The organism is Paenibacillus jiangxiensis, assembly GCF_046098255.1.
Taxonomy (GTDB): domain Bacteria; phylum Bacillota; class Bacilli; order Paenibacillales; family Paenibacillaceae; genus Paenibacillus; species Paenibacillus jiagnxiensis.
Genome location: NZ_JBJURI010000005.1, coordinates 269694 through 284125, shown reverse-complemented (window position 1 = coordinate 284125; position 14432 = coordinate 269694). Strand labels below are relative to the sequence as shown.

The window sequence follows — 14432 nt, the reverse complement described above, 5'->3', positions numbered from 1 at the left end:
AATTCGGTTCACATGAACACTTTTTTAAGCGGATATTCCATCTGCTTTGTTTGCTGTACGCTTTTTCCTTGCTTGCACCAAAAAACAAACGGCACAGGGCTTTTCCCCATGCCGTTTCCGATTCCATTTTATTTTCAGCTCTTGTCTTTGAGCTAAACTTAATGACATTGGCCCTCCGGGGCACCCTTTGTTGTGTTGTTATGGTCTGGCTCCTTAGAGAGTGCGTCGATAGACGTTTTCTTAAGAGATGTCAGGTTTGTAGATAGCTTCAATATTCTGCTGCAATCCAAAATAATTCAGCAAAAATTTCCGGAATGACTGCGCCACTAACGGGAGCTTGTCATCTGTCCGGTGAATCAGGCCGATGGTACGGGTTACCTTCGGCTCTGATATTTTCACTTTAGCCGGCTCGAGCCGGTTGGTCTGGAACAACGCCATTTCAGGCAGCAGGCTGACACCCATACCGGCAGCCACCAAACCACGGATCGTATCCGTCTCCTCCCCCTCAAACGAAACATTCGGCGTAAAGCCTGCCTGAATGCATGCATCCCACACGATGGGCCGCAGCGAATAACCGCTTCCGAACAATATAAATTTCTCATCCTTCAGTTGCTCCAGCCGGATGCTCTTCTCCCCGGCAAGCGGGTGATTCGGAGGCAGTATTGCTTGAAGCTCCTCCGTCAGCACAATATCGCCACCGATTTGTTCGTGGCTGTGCGGAAAAGGCGATACAAACGCCAAATCAATCTCACCTGACAGCACATCCCGGATCAGTGTCGGATACATCCCCTGTTTAAAACGAAATTTCACATTAGGATAGCGGTTCCGAAACTCCGCCACGACAGAAGGAATGAGATGAATGCCTAAACTGTGCGGAAATCCGATCCGGATTTCGCCATTTTCCGGGTCCAGAAATTCATGAACCTCCATGACGGCCCGGTCCAGATCCTTCATAATGCTTTCCACCCGTTTGCAGAAGAGCTGCCCGACTGGCGTAAGCTGCAAATTACGGCCTTTTTGCATAAACAAATGGACGCCCAGCTCCTCTTCCAGCTGATGAATCTGCCTGCTTACCGCCGACTGCGCCACATGAAGCTCTTCTGCGGCTTGCGTTACATGTTCTTTTTGTGCTACTTTTACAAAATACTGCAGCTGTCTTAGTTCCACTTCAATTTTCGCTCCATTCTTTTGCCTTATACGGCTGTTCAGGCTCGTGTCCGTCGCTTGAACAGGCGGATCATGAGTCCATAGATGAAGAATCCGCTGATCAAGCCCCCAAAATGTGCCATCCAGTTGATGTTCGCCACGGCCAGCGAGAAGATTACACCAAGGATCAGCAGCGAATACAACGTTTTTCGGGATGCCTCATCCATCATATTGCGTTGGAACAAGGCGATGTATAAAAACGCGCCATATATCCCGTAAATTGCCCCGGAAGCACCGATTGAAACGGTGATTTGACTGATTGAGGTAAAGTAGGCATCCGATATGATGTTCCCCACAACGCCTGCGCACAAATACAAAACAAGATAGCGCACGGACCCAAGCAGCCTTTCCAGAGGAGGGGCAAACACCAGGATGGCAAAGGAATTGAAGAACAGATGGCTGAACCCCCCGTGCAAAAAGATGGAGGTCACATAACGCCAGTACTGTGTATCATAAATTCCCATATTCAGCTGGGCTCCCAGCTCAACCAGCGTGTTCGTGTTAAATCCTCCGTTAAGAAGCACCAGCCCGGCCATAACCAGATTGGCCAGCAAAATAAGACAGGTTACGGGATAATAACGAATGTAATTGTTCCAGCTTTCATATCGCAAAAAAATCAAAATGAGGCCCCTCTCTGCATTACGTTTCTAACCAAGTGGACATCGTCTTTCATAAAAGATTATAATGTATTTTGGCACCAATAACCAATGTTATAAGGAGGAAATACATATGACACAGGAACGTAACGGTGTGGCAACCTTCAAAGGCAATCCGCTCACGCTCATCGGACCCGAACTCAAGGTCGGCGACAAGGCTCCTGATTTTACACTGAATAAAAATTTGCTCGAGGAAGCCACACTGAAGGACTTTGCCGGCAAAGTCAAGCTTGTCAGCGTAGTGCCTTCGCTGGACACTGGAGTATGTGACGCGCAGACCCGGCGCTTTAACGAAGAAGCGGCTGGTCTTGGGGATCAGGTTGTCGTGCTTACCATCAGCGTGGACCTGCCTTTTGCCCAGGCACGTTGGTGCGGGGCTGCCGGAGTTGACCGTGTCATCACCCTGTCGGATTATAAGCAACACTCCTTCGGTGAAGCCTACGGCGTATTTATCAAGGAGTTTCACCTGGATATGCGCTCCATCTTTGTCATTGATGCCGATGACAACATCGCTTATGTGGAGTATTTGGCGGAAATGGCCGACCATCCTGATTACGAGAAAGCAATCGAAGCTGCGAAGAAGCTCGTTTAAAGCAAAAAAAGCGAGGAAGGCCAGTCCTTCTCTCGCTTGATTTTTTTACAGGTATGCCCGCCCTTACTCGTGAATTTTGTAGGCGCCCATTTTTTTGTCCAAAACACCATACAGCTGCAGAATAATGCGGTAATTGGCCCCCAAATCCCCCATGGAGCCCCGCGAAGCGGAGTAAATATCGATTGCGCTGCGCACGGGAGAGACCGAAAGAATCGAAACGGTAATATCGATAACACGCCCGAAAGCGGTACGCTTCTCCAGTGTAATTTCCCCTACCGAGGATACCTCGTGCAGCACCTTGAATCCGGGTATTTTTTTTAATGTCGATGAGACTTCTTCCCATGCCTTATCCTTCGATAAATTATAGTATCGTGTTTTGAGCAGGGGATCCTTCGCCTTGTCACCCGTGCCTTCGTGACTGCGGATAACCCCCACAAGCGTCCTTTTCAGCGACAACCTATTTCCTCCTTCACCATCACCGTGCCCTGCGGTATCTCTGTAGATGCGTTATTTTCTATTGCAAACGCTTTAAAACATGCGGAGCGTACAAACTCTTTCCCTAGGCAGACGGTATTTTGCTTACTTACAGTTTATCATTGTTTCACAACAAAAAACACCCCTGTTTCTTCGTGAAAAGAAAAGAGATGTTTCTCATTTAACAATTGGCCCCGCCGTTGCCGTCCGACCATAGCGTCTTCTGAACCTGCTTCAGCAGGTGGGTGACCGCAGGAAGAGCATTTGAAGTCCCCATGTCGAAAGTGACAGGGCTTTTCAGCCGCTTTCCATGTAGATCTCCCTAGACATTGTCATTGGTTCAAAACAACAAATGATCGTAACGTACACAGCAGGATGTGTTATTACTTATTATAGACCTCGTCACTAAAAAAGTAAATATTGACGAGAAATGTTTTATTTTTTTGTTTCCTCCGCTGCCGCTTCTTTCCCTTCCGGGTCACCGTCCACCTGCTGCTTCTGCAGCTGCTCCTGCATTTTCAGAAAGGTGCCGTAGAAGTTGAAAAAAGCGAACCATGCGATAATACACGGGATGAAGAAAACAAACAGCACAGGGTAGCGAATCCCTACATATACAAGCACAGCGCTGCCTAGCAGTGTGGAAAATACGCGGAATGGCCGGATCAGCGTCAGCAGAATCGCGTTTTTAATAATTTGCCCAATTGTCATATGGTAATGCGTAACCATGGAGAAAAAGTTGAACATTGACACAAACAGGATGATGAGCAGAATCAGCATAATTACGCCGATCATCTGCAGATTCGGAAACTGCGTCATGTACACGGTGTAATCCACATACATTACAATGGTCAGCAGGGTGTAAAACAGTCCGCCGACCAGACTTTGCTTGTAATTTTGTTTAAAGCCGGCAAAATAGGTACGGAAGACCGGTACGTCGCTATCCCCCATGACCCATTTGCGTACAACCGTGAACATGGCAGCCGTTGCAGGAAATAAAGTAAGCGGTGCCACAATTGCCATCGCCCAGTTCATCTGCAAAGATTCATTAGTCATCTGCTGGCTCATGACGATCAGCTTCATGATTAAAAAAAACAGAAAGGGCGATGAACAAAGCGCCCACAGCAGGTTTGTGGCAGCGAAGCGAGTAATCCATTCCGTCAGACGGTATATGCCGCCCATGGCTCCTTTGAATTCCAAATTTAGTCTCCCCCTCAGCGTTGCCCAGTCTCTTTTGGCTATTATTTATACTATAACTTAATTGGCCCCGTTTCCGCCACCCACACAAGCAAAAAGCCGGAGTGTCCACCACTCCGGCTCCTAATGCCTGTCCTCTTATCTCCGCCCAACCGGCGGCAAAATCTTAAGATTCAAACGAATCCTCTCTTCTTGGCCGGCGTGTATCCGAACCTTCTCCAGTACGTGGCTTGCGATCCCCGCGGTCACGGTTATACCCGCCTCCGCCGCTGCGGTTGTCGCGGTTATAGCCGCCTCTTCCGCCACGGTTGTCACGGTTATATCCACCGCGTCCGCCGCCAAAGTTGGAAGGCTTGCGTCCGCCTGAACGGATATCCGGTCTGCGGCGCTTCGCACGAATCGGATCCTCCGGAGTCAGCTCGATCTGCGCATCACGCTTCTCGCCTGTCAGGAGCTTCATAGCAGCTGACAGCAGCTGTACGGAGTCATACTGCTCCAGCATTTGAATAGCGAGCCCTTTATATTCGTTCAGTTCACCCTGCTCAACCACTTCAAGCAGACGCTCGGCCGTAAGGCGCTGTTTGCCTTCGATCGCTTCCGCCAATGTAGGCAGCGGTTTGCGCGGAATACGGTGGCGCGTCACACGCTCGATGAAATGAAGATGATCGATTTCGCGTGGAGTCACGAAGGACCATGCTGCGCCTTCCTTGCCTGCGCGCCCGGTACGGCCGATCCGGTGCACATAGCTTTCAGGATCCTGTGGAAGATCGAAGTTCACGACATGGGTTACACCCGATACGTCCAGACCGCGTGCGGCAACGTCCGTCGCAACCAATACATCGATGCTGCCATCGCGGAACTTACGCATTACCGTATCGCGCTGGTTCTGCGACAGGTCGCCGTGCAGTCCGTCAGCGGAATAGCCGCGCTTTTGCAGCGCTTCGGCCAATTCATCAACACGGCGCTTAGTGCGTCCGAATACGATAGCAAGCTCAGGGGATTCCATGTCCAGCAAACGGCTGAGGGCCTCAAATTTTTGACGCTCAGGAACCTCGATATAAGCCTGGTCGATCAATGGAGCGCTGACCTGCTTCGGAATCACCGACACATGCTCAGGATTTTTAAGAAACTGCTGTGCCAGCTTTTGAATATTCGGCGGCATCGTAGCCGAGAACAGCATCGTCTGGCGATCTTCCGGCACTTGTTTGAGGATGGATTGAATATCATCCATAAAGCCCATATCCAGCATTTCATCCGCTTCATCCAATACAACGGTATTCACGTCATCCAGCTTGATGGTTTTGCGGTTGATATGGTCAAGCAAACGTCCTGGTGTACCGATAATAATCTGGGGTTTCTTCTTAAGGGCACGGATCTGGCGCACAATATCTTGTCCACCGTAAATAGGCAATGTGCGAAGTCCTTTGAAGCGGGAGAGTTTTTCTATTTCTTCGGCCACCTGGATGGCAAGCTCACGTGTAGGCGCCATAATGAGGGCTCTGATTTTATCGTCCGTTTTGGAGATTTTACTGATCAACGGAATACCGAATGCTGCGGTTTTACCGGTACCGGTCTGTGCCTGGCCGATCATGTCGCTGCCTGTCAGTGCGATAGGGATCGATTTCGCCTGAATCGGAGTTGCCTCCTCAAATCCAAGCTCCGTAATCGCCTGAAGTACCTTGGGTTCGAGATCAAATTCTGCAAATGTCGTCAAATTTATTCATACTCCTTCTTGTAACGGATGTAGTGGACAATCCGCGGTCTTGTCTGTATTCTTAAGTAGCAGTATTATGGTTTAGGTTTTCCCTGTAGCAGCGGCAGATTACAGCTCATTTTCATCCGTCCGAACCATGTATTTCCGCATCACAGAGGAATGACCTTATCACATCTTTCAAAAAATACGTCTGAGTGCCAGTGAAGCATTTCAAATTTAAAGCGTTCAGATTGGAAATAGCTCCCTACTCAAGAATATCCACATCGCATTATAGCACAAATCAAATCAATTTTACCAGCAAGCTGGTTTACACATCTTCAAATGAGGTGAACTCACCGTGCCAAGGCTGGCCTGGAACTGTTTTGTTATCATCCTTGGAGCCGCGTCCATCGCTAGCGGTTTTAATTTGTTTTTGGTCCCGCATCACCTGCTCAGCGGGGGCGTCTCCGGCTTATCCATGCTTGTCGGGTATTTTACAAATGCGAATCTCAGCGTGATGTATTTCGTGTTCAACATTCCCATTCTGCTGGCGGGTTTATTCATTCTGGGCCGAAGATTCATCGGATTAAGCATCCTGTCCGTTATCGTCACCACGTGGCTGATCGCTGTCATTCCCGTAGAGGCGCTTGTCTCCGATGCCCTGCTTGCTTCCGTATTCGGAGGTGTGCTTGTCGGCATAGGCGCGGGCATTTCGTTTCATGTCGGGGGCTCCACGGGCGGCTTCGATATCGTGGGCTCGATTGTAACTCGCTACCGTGATTTTCCTGTGGGAACGGTCCTCGTGGGTCTGAATGGACTGGTCGTTCTTGCAGCAGGCTATCTAAGTGATGACTGGAATACTGCGCTTGCCTCCATGGTATCCATTTATATCAGCGGCAAAGTCGTCGATATTATTCATGTGAGTCATACCAAAGTAACGGTGTATATTATTACTGACCGGACTGAAGAAATGCTGTCCCGCCTGCTCACGCTTCCCCGCGGGGTAAGCAAAATCAAGATTGAAGGCGCCTTTTCCCATAAAGAAAAGGACATGCTGATGACAGTAACAACGAGATATGAGCTAGCTGAGCTGAAAAGGATCATTAAGGAATCCGACCCCGCAGCGTTCGTTAATATCGTGGAAACGGTAGGCGTGATGGGTGCTTTTCTGAGAAGATAATCAGGTATCCGTGCACGAATGGACCGATTTGTGTTACACTTGTAATGCACGGTTCCACTAAGACCAGCTTTTCCAGCTTTTTCACAGGTCCTCGGCTTTTCCGATTTACGCACTGAATGATTCGTTGTGAATGATTCCGAGCAGAAACAGGAAAGGGTGATTTTTGTGGAAATGGAAACGGTAAAACTGTCCGATATCGTGATGAAGTGGTTTCCTGAAATGCTTCCTTTTCTCAAGGAGAATGAGCTCAATTCCCGGATTGTGCTCAGGGACGGCATCGGTATTCTTGAAGCTGACGATGCTATGGAGATTATTCAGTACAGCATTTGCGAACACCAGAGCCATTCCTTCCTTCATTAATTTTTTGGCAAGGCCTCAGCTAATAATAATGAATGACTGCCGCTGCACCGCCGGGTTGTTCCCGGGGGGCAAGCGGCTTTTTTTATTTTGGACATGCATATTACCGGCCGATTCAGTCATCCAATATAGGGTAATAGAAGATCTAGGATGTTTGAGCCTGATCGTTATATGAATGGTTACAAACATGTCCTTTTTCGACAAAAAACATCTAGTATAATCAGGTAGACATAGCAAGAAAGGGAGAGAATTCGTAAAGATGAACATCATCTGGGCAATCATGGTAATGTTCGGAGCCCTCGGAGGAACGGGAGATCCGGGAGGAACAGCAGGCGGCACGTCTGTAAAGTCGTCTGTAGAGACGGCAATCAACAGTGCAATCATCCGGTCACAGGGAGCCGACACTGCCGTGAACGCAGACACTCCTCCGGCCAAGGTCGATCCGCAGCCGGGAGCACCCCTCGTAAAAGGAATTTACGTAACGGCATACAGCGCTGGCGGAGAACGCATGGCCAAGCTGCTCAAGCTGCTGGATGATACGGAGCTGAACTCCATGGTCATTGATGTCAAGGACGACGCGGGATACATAACCTATCCGACCCAAAATGCAAAGCTGAAGAAAATGGGCAAACCCCAGCCTTTTATCAAGGATATCTCAGCTTTGATGGCCCGTCTGAAGAAGCATAACGTCTACCCCATTGCCCGCATCGTCGTATTTAAGGACACGGTCCTTGCCAAGAAAAATCCGAAGCTGTCCTTCCGCAATCCAGACGGCTCCTTGTGGAAGAATGGCGGCGGCGACAGCTTTGTAAACCCGTACAACAAAGAAGTATGGGATTACAATATTGAAATTGCCAAGGAAGCCGCCAAGCTGGGCTTTAAGGAAATCCAGTTTGACTATGTGCGTTTTCCAGAAGGATTCGAGAAGAAGGCCGGCAAGCTGACTTACTCCAAAACCGATAAATCGCGGGTGGATGCCGTTGCGGAGTTTGTCCAGTATGCCCGCAAGCAGCTCGCACCCCTGGGCGTCAGAGTATCGGTGGATATTTTCGGATACGCGGCATCTGTTCCTGCGGCGGAGGGCATCGGGCAGGATTTTGTGAAAATATCGGAGAACGTAGATGTCATTTCGCCGATGGTCTACCCAAGCCATTACTCGACAGGCTGGTACGGTGTTAAGGACCCCGATAAAAATCCTTACAAGGTCATTAAGGGCTCAATGGCAGACACGCATAAGAAGCTTGAGACCACCAAAGATCTGAAGCCTGTCATCCGCCCCTGGATTCAGGATTTCACAGCCAGCTGGCTCGGCAGTGGCCATTATATCAAATACGGAAAGAAGCAGATCGAAGACCAGATCCGCGCCATGAAGGAAGCGGGCGTTGACGAATATTTGCTCTGGAGCGCCTCGAACCGGTATACCCCTGGTGTCAATTATTAAACTTACAGCCATTATCATTATTCCTTGCAGGAGACCCGCGAATGCCGCGGGTCTTTTTATTGAGCCCTGCTACCTTTAGTAAAATATACTGTTCAGATTTCGGTTCATCGCTTACAATAAAGCTCTGACATTAGATGGAACATTAATTTTATAAAGGATGCGCGGTTATGAATACAACTTATTCGACTGCCGAGAAGTGGACGCAGTTTGCTGTTATTCTGCTTCCCATTCTGGTAACACAGATTACTTTATCGGCCATGACCTTCTTTGATACCAACATGTCCGGCAGGTATGCACCAGCGGATTTGGCCGGAACCGCCATAGGCGTCAGCCTGTGGAATCCCATTCAAACGGGGCTCAGCGGCATTCTGATTGCCGTTACGCCCATCGTGTCCCAGCTGATTGGCAAACAGCAGAAAGACAAGGTTTCATTTTATGTCATACAGGCTTTATGGTTCGCGCTGCTGCTTGCCGTCGTTGTCATTGCAGCCGGCTTTTTGTTCCTTAAGCCGATTTTGACGGGGATGAGCCTGGAGGCCAGGGTTCATAATGTCGCCTTTTATTATCTGGTTGCCCTCGCCTTCGGCATTATTCCTTTTTTCGGTTACACCGCCCTGCGCAGCTTTATTGATGCCCTGGGTCAAACCAGAATATCGATGATGATTACCCTGATCTCCCTGCCTGTCAACGTATTCCTGAATTATTTGCTGATCTACGGGAAATGGGGATTTCCGGAGCTTGGAGGGGTTGGATCAGGAGTTGCGACCGCTTGCACCTACTGGATTGTGTTTCTCACGGCCCTCATTATCGTCCATCGGGGTAGCGTATTTGCTGAATATGGCGTTTTCCGCCAGTTTCACGGCGTTTCGGGCAAAGGCTGGCTTGAACTGGCACGGATCGGCACGCCAATGGGCTTTGCCATCTTTTTCGAAACTGCCGTATTTGCTGCGGTAACTCTCTTCATGAGCAGCTTTAATACGATAACGATAGCAGCCCACCAGGCGGCCATCAATTTCGCTTCTACTCTGTACATGATACCTCTTAGTATTTGTACGGCTCTGACTATTCTTGTCGGTTATGAAGCAGGTGCAGGCCGTCCGAAGGACGCTCAAAGCTACAGCCGGATCGGTATCGGCACAGCCGTTGCCCTCTCCCTGGCAGCCGCGGTTGTACTGCTGTTGTGGGGAAAAAGTGTGGCGGGAATCTATTCGCGCGATCCTGACGTTATTGCCATGACGCAGCAGTTTCTGCTCTACGCGATCTTTTTTCAGATATCGGATGCCATTGCGACTCCGACGCAGGGGGTGCTGCGCGGCTACAAGGATGTCAATCCAGCGTTCTTCCTGACCTTTATCTCTTACTGGATCATCGGTCTGCCTGTCGGTTATGTACTGGCAAAGTGGACAGAACTCGGTCCATACGGCTACTGGGTCGGGCTCATTACCGGCCTGGCCGTCGGTGCAGCCACCCTTCTCGCCCGCCTCTGGGTTGTGCAGCGCCGGTTCAGGAACCAACGTGTGAAACAACAATGAGAACAGCGGGAGAGCTCATCAAAATAATTTCTTTTATGTAATATCCTTCATTTCTTTTTATAGATTTAAAATGAGTCAAGAACAGGGCAGCTTTTTACCTGTTCTTGACTTTTATCCAATGTAGAAGGCACAAGAAGATCCTTTTGATTCGAAGTCGTAATGTTGTAAGTAGGGGAATACGCACGCAGTCAGCGGAGAGGACGAAGCGATTCCGGAAAAGCGCAGCGTTCGCCTTTGGCCCGAAGGGTCAACAGCGATTGTAGGAATGCTTCGTTCTCGGAGCGCCTCAGAACATTACAACGTGCGCTTCAAGGTCAATGGATCACGGGGCCCCTACTCATATCATATGACTACTTTGCTGAACAAGCTTGTACACTCTGGCTTCATAAGGCCGGAGTGTTTTTTTCTTTTCATTCTCCCCTGGCTGTTGCTCATAATTGGCGATTAACAGCTCTCCCGAATCAAATGCAAGCTCATCCGGCCACTCAAATTCAACGGTGTCACGGCTGAAGTTCAGAATAACAAGCAGACATTCCTCATCCAGTGTCCGCGTATACACGTACAAATCCGGATCCAGCGGCAGCAGAAGCGTGTACTCCCCGTAAACCATCACTTTATGCTGTTTGCGCAGAGCCATCAGCTTCCGGTAGTAGTGGTATATGGAGTTGGGGTCCTTGAGAGCTGCTTCAACATTGACTTCCTTGTAGTTGTGATTGACCTTAATCCAAGGCTTGCTGTCCGAAAATCCCGCATTCTCACTGGCATCCCACTGCATGGGGGTGCGGGCGTTATCCCGGCTTTTCGCATGGACGGCAGCCATAATTTTTTCCTCTGGCACCTGCTGGATTTGTGACAGCTTATAGAAATTCAGCGTTTCGATATCTTTGTAATCTTCAATATGCTGGAAGGAAGTATTCGTCATGCCGATTTCTTCCCCTTGATAAATATAAGGGGTACCTTCAAGGGTCAGCAAAAACGTAGCCAGCATCTTCGCGGATTCCACCCGGTATTGTTTGTCATTACCGAAACGGGACACCTGGCGCGGCTGATCATGGTTGCCCAAATAGTTGGCATTCCAGCCCTTATTATGCAGCGCAGTCTGCCAGTGGGTCATGATCTTTTTCAGCTCAGGCAGCGTCCACGAACGGGTTTCCCATCTGGCGGTGCCCGTTGATGGAGAATCCAGCGTCATATGCTCAAACTGAAATACCATATTGAGCTCATGCCGCTCGTTCCCCACATATTCCAATGCCTGCTCCGGTCCAAGACCGGAAGTCTCCCCTACGGTCATAATATCGGATTCCATCAATACCTCTTCATTAAGCTTGCGCAGCAAGTCGTGAACATGCTCCAAGTTCGAAAAAAACTGATTAGCCTGAACGACCTGCAAATGCTTGGGATTCTCCGCATCCGGAAGTCCTTTGGCTTTGACGATATGCGCGATGGCGTCAAACCGGAAACCGTCGACTCCTTTTTTCAGCCACCAGCGGATCATCTTGTACACTTCGTGAATCATTTCATCATTCTGCCAATTCAAATCCGGCTGGTATTTGGAATATAGATGCATGTAATACTGCCCGGTTTTTTCGTCAAGCTGCCAGACCGAGCCGCCGAAGTAAGATTCCCAGTTGTTAGGGAAAAGCCCGTTCTTTCCATCACGCCAAATATAATAATCACGCTTCGGGCTGGTCCTGGATGATCTGGATTCGATGAACCAGGGATGCTCGTCGGAGGTATGATTCAATACGAGATCCATCATGATTTTAAGCCCCCTGTCATGCGCCTGCATCAGCAGCTCGTCGAAATCCTCCATCGTGCCGAATTGCGGTTTGATTGCGTAATAATCGCTGATGTCATAACCGTTGTCCTGACCGGGGGACTGATAAATGGGACAAATCCAGATCACATCTACACCCAGATCCTTCAGGTAATCCAGCTTCGAGATAATCCCGCGCAGATCACCGATGCCGTCTCCATTGGAGTCCTTAAAGCTGATGGGATAGATTTCATATACAACAGCTTCTTTCCACCACTGTTTTTTCACTGGCGGTGCTTCCTGCAGAACAGGTTCTTTGTTTTCTAATGTCGTCACTACCCTTTACCTCCCTGGAATGAAGGAAATTTTGTCATGCCTCCGTCTGCAAACAATGTAATGCCCGTCACGTAGCTGGACTCGGAGGAAGCCAGCCATGCGGCCACGGCGGCAATCTCTTCTGGCTTGCCAATATAACCGAGAGGGATCAAAGATTCAACGCCCGCTTTCAGCGAAGGATCGGCAAATTTGGCGGCATTAATCGGCGTATTGATTGCCCCGGGCGCAATGTTATTTACCCGAATGCCATGGGGAGCGAACTCGAGAGCCAACGTTTGCGTCATCATTTTAATGCCGCCTTTACTGGCAGCATAGTGCAGGAAATGAGGCCAGGGAATCACCTCATGAACGCTCGAAATGTTGATAATAGCGCCCTTGATTTTGTGCTCCAACATGTAATCTATTGCATCCCGGCAGCCCAGAAAGGCCCCGGTCAGATTGACATCAATGACCTTTTTCCAGTTCTCAAGAGTCATTTTTTCGGAAGGTATCTCATTCTCTATACCTGCATTGTTGATCATGACTTCAAGCGAACCGAATTGCTCATGCGCTGCAGTCACCATTTTTTTGACGTCTTCCTCTTTCGATACATCGCCATAAACGCCGACTGCTTTTCCTCCATAAGATTCAATCTCGGATACCAATGATTCAACGTCCTGATTGTCTCCGAAATAGTTAATCACAACATTTGCCTTTTCCTGTCCGAACCGCAAAGCCATCGCCCTGCCGATGCCGGTTGCGCCTCCGGTAATGACAACGGTTTTTCCTGTAAGATCGTTATACATGCCTTACCTCCTGCAAAGCTTTTCACTCATTTTACCCATAAGAAAAACGTCTATTCGACGTAATTCACAGAAGACAGACCGCATCTAGCAGTAGTTCTTGCGATTAAAGAAAGCTTCAGCTTCGCTGAAAACTTATACTTTCTTTAATCTAAAAAAAATCCCCTCCATGTAAACTGTGTTCTTGTTGCTGACACAGTCACACGGAAGGGATCCTACCTGCCCAACCGGGGTTATATGAAATTATTGGGAAAGGCGGATGGCAAGCTCGTACAAATCCATGTTAAACGGTTTCTTCGTATTAACTACTATATTGATATCAGTGGCAACAAGTTCGCCTTTAATAATACCGCAAGCCTTATCGGATTGTCCTTCAATCAGCTGACGCACCGCAAAATCGCCAAGTCTGCTGGCCAGATTGCGGTCAAATGCTGTAGGAGTGCCTCCGCGCTGAATATGGCCCAGTACGGTTACACGCGGATCGTTCGTCGGGAAGCGCTTGACGAGCTCTGCCGCCACATCTTCTCCTCTACCTACGCCTTCGGCGACGATAATAATACTATGTCTTTTGCCATGGGCGAAATTTTGCTTCATCCGCTCGGCCACTTCATCCATATTGAATTCAACCTCAGGTACCAGAATTGTCTCGGCACCGGAAGCCAGTCCGGCATGAAGGGCAATATCGCCACAGTGACGGCCCATAACTTCCACGATGGAAGAACGCTCATGGGAAGACATGGTGTCCCGAAGCTTGTTGATGGCATCTACGACAACGCTGACAGCCGTGTCAAAACCGATCGTATAGTCTGTAAAAGAAATGTCGTTATCAATCGTGCCCGGAAGCCCCATCGTTTTTATGCCCTGCTGGCTCAGCTTGTTCGCTCCCTGATAGGAGCCGTCACCGCCGATGACAATAAGCCCGTCAATGCCGCGGTCGCGCAAAATTTGCGCACCCTTCTGCTGCCCTTCCAGAGTTCTGAACTCCTTGCAACGCGCGGATTGCAGCACCGTTCCGCCTCGATGGATGATATCGCCCACACTGCGCAAATCCATCGGGAAAATGTCATCGTTCAACAGCCCGTGATAACCGCGCTGTACGCCGTACACTTCCAAGCCGAAATACAGCCCGCTGCGCACGACGGCGCGAACGGCCGCGTTCATTCCCTGAGAGTCTCCACCACTCGTTAATACTGCGATTTTTTTAACTGCTGTCATCTTTATTTCCTCCTAAAT

13 protein-coding genes and 1 other RNA gene are annotated in these 14432 nt (G+C 49.2%); 5 read left to right on the top strand and 9 right to left on the bottom strand.

Features of this window, described 5'->3' with window-relative positions; genetic code table 11:
• Positions 1-240: 240 nt before the first annotated feature.
• Complete coding sequence (locus tag ACI1P2_RS07870) at positions 241-1167, bottom strand: LysR family transcriptional regulator (RefSeq protein WP_355318456.1); 927 nt, start codon at positions 1165-1167, stop codon at positions 241-243.
• A 38-nt stretch (positions 1168-1205) separates the two neighbouring features.
• Positions 1206-1826 carry a rhomboid family intramembrane serine protease gene (locus ACI1P2_RS07865; protein WP_355318454.1) on the bottom strand — a complete coding sequence of 207 codons (621 nt, stop codon included), beginning with the start codon at positions 1824-1826 and terminating at the stop codon, positions 1206-1208.
• 109 nt (positions 1827-1935) lie between these two features.
• On the opposite strand from ACI1P2_RS07865, the gene tpx reads away from it, so the two are divergent.
• On the top strand, positions 1936-2454 hold the full coding sequence (tpx, locus tag ACI1P2_RS07860) for a thiol peroxidase (RefSeq protein ID WP_355318452.1): 519 nt from the start codon (positions 1936-1938) through the stop codon (positions 2452-2454).
• Between the two features lie 63 nt (positions 2455-2517).
• Here tpx and ACI1P2_RS07855 read toward each other — a convergent pair whose 3' ends face one another.
• The 4 genes from ACI1P2_RS07855 to ACI1P2_RS07840 all read right to left on the bottom strand — a co-directional run bounded on the left by ACI1P2_RS07855 (position 2518) and on the right by ACI1P2_RS07840 (position 5836).
• Positions 2518-2910, bottom strand: a complete 393-nt coding sequence (locus ACI1P2_RS07855; RefSeq protein ID WP_355318450.1) for a DUF1499 domain-containing protein — start codon at positions 2908-2910, stop codon at positions 2518-2520.
• A 205-nt stretch (positions 2911-3115) separates the two neighbouring features.
• Positions 3116-3308, bottom strand: a non-coding RNA gene (ssrS, locus tag ACI1P2_RS07850) — 6S RNA.
• Positions 3309-3363: 55 nt separating this feature from the next.
• On the bottom strand, positions 3364-4125 hold the full coding sequence (locus tag ACI1P2_RS07845) for a YesL family protein (RefSeq protein ID WP_355318448.1): 762 nt from the start codon (positions 4123-4125) through the stop codon (positions 3364-3366).
• A gap of 163 nt (positions 4126-4288) precedes the next feature.
• A complete protein-coding gene (locus ACI1P2_RS07840) occupies positions 4289-5836 on the bottom strand; it encodes a DEAD/DEAH box helicase (protein WP_355318446.1) in 1548 nt (515 codons plus the stop codon).
• A gap of 337 nt (positions 5837-6173) precedes the next feature.
• On the opposite strand from ACI1P2_RS07840, the gene ACI1P2_RS07835 reads away from it, so the two are divergent.
• The 4 genes from ACI1P2_RS07835 (at position 6174) to ACI1P2_RS07820 (ending at position 10325) form a co-directional block, all read left to right on the top strand.
• On the top strand, positions 6174-6995 hold the full coding sequence (locus tag ACI1P2_RS07835) for a YitT family protein (RefSeq protein WP_355318444.1): 822 nt from the start codon (positions 6174-6176) through the stop codon (positions 6993-6995).
• A 171-nt stretch (positions 6996-7166) separates the two neighbouring features.
• Positions 7167-7355, top strand: a complete 189-nt coding sequence (locus ACI1P2_RS07830) for a hypothetical protein (protein ID WP_355318442.1) — start codon at positions 7167-7169, stop codon at positions 7353-7355.
• A gap of 256 nt (positions 7356-7611) precedes the next feature.
• A complete protein-coding gene (locus ACI1P2_RS07825; RefSeq protein ID WP_355318440.1) occupies positions 7612-8793 on the top strand; it encodes a putative glycoside hydrolase in 1182 nt (393 codons plus the stop codon).
• Positions 8794-8960: 167 nt separating this feature from the next.
• Positions 8961-10325: an MATE family efflux transporter gene (locus ACI1P2_RS07820; protein WP_355318438.1), complete on the top strand. Its 1365-nt coding sequence runs from the start codon at positions 8961-8963 to the stop codon at positions 10323-10325.
• Between the two features lie 337 nt (positions 10326-10662).
• Here the strand turns inward: ACI1P2_RS07820 and ACI1P2_RS07815 are convergent, their stop codons facing one another.
• From ACI1P2_RS07815 to pfkA, 3 genes are all read right to left on the bottom strand, one after another.
• Positions 10663-12369: a glycoside hydrolase family 13 protein gene (locus ACI1P2_RS07815; protein ID WP_355318489.1), complete on the bottom strand. Its 1707-nt coding sequence runs from the start codon at positions 12367-12369 to the stop codon at positions 10663-10665.
• A gap of 47 nt (positions 12370-12416) precedes the next feature.
• Positions 12417-13202 (bottom strand): glucose-1-dehydrogenase, encoded by a 786-nt coding sequence (locus ACI1P2_RS07810; protein WP_355318436.1) that lies wholly within the window; start codon positions 13200-13202, stop codon positions 12417-12419.
• A 240-nt stretch (positions 13203-13442) separates the two neighbouring features.
• On the bottom strand, positions 13443-14414 hold the full coding sequence (gene pfkA / locus ACI1P2_RS07805) for a 6-phosphofructokinase (RefSeq protein ID WP_355318435.1): 972 nt from the start codon (positions 14412-14414) through the stop codon (positions 13443-13445).
• Positions 14415-14432: the final 18 nt, after the last annotated feature.

What these genes read in the sequence shown, in the direction of transcription:
- ACI1P2_RS07810 (WP_355318436.1), bottom strand. Translation starts at nt 13,202, where the DNA reads ATGTATAACGATCTTACAGGAAAAACCGTTGTCATTACCGGAGGCGCA.
- ACI1P2_RS07820 (WP_355318438.1), top strand. Translation starts at nt 8,961, where the DNA reads ATGAATACAACTTATTCGACTGCCGAGAAGTGGACGCAGTTTGCTGTT.
- ACI1P2_RS07825 (WP_355318440.1), top strand. Translation starts at nt 7,612, where the DNA reads ATGAACATCATCTGGGCAATCATGGTAATGTTCGGAGCCCTCGGAGGA.
- pfkA (WP_355318435.1), bottom strand. Translation starts at nt 14,414, where the DNA reads ATGACAGCAGTTAAAAAAATCGCAGTATTAACGAGTGGTGGAGACTCT.
- tpx (WP_355318452.1), top strand. Translation starts at nt 1,936, where the DNA reads ATGACACAGGAACGTAACGGTGTGGCAACCTTCAAAGGCAATCCGCTC.
- ACI1P2_RS07830 (WP_355318442.1), top strand. Translation starts at nt 7,167, where the DNA reads ATGGAAACGGTAAAACTGTCCGATATCGTGATGAAGTGGTTTCCTGAA.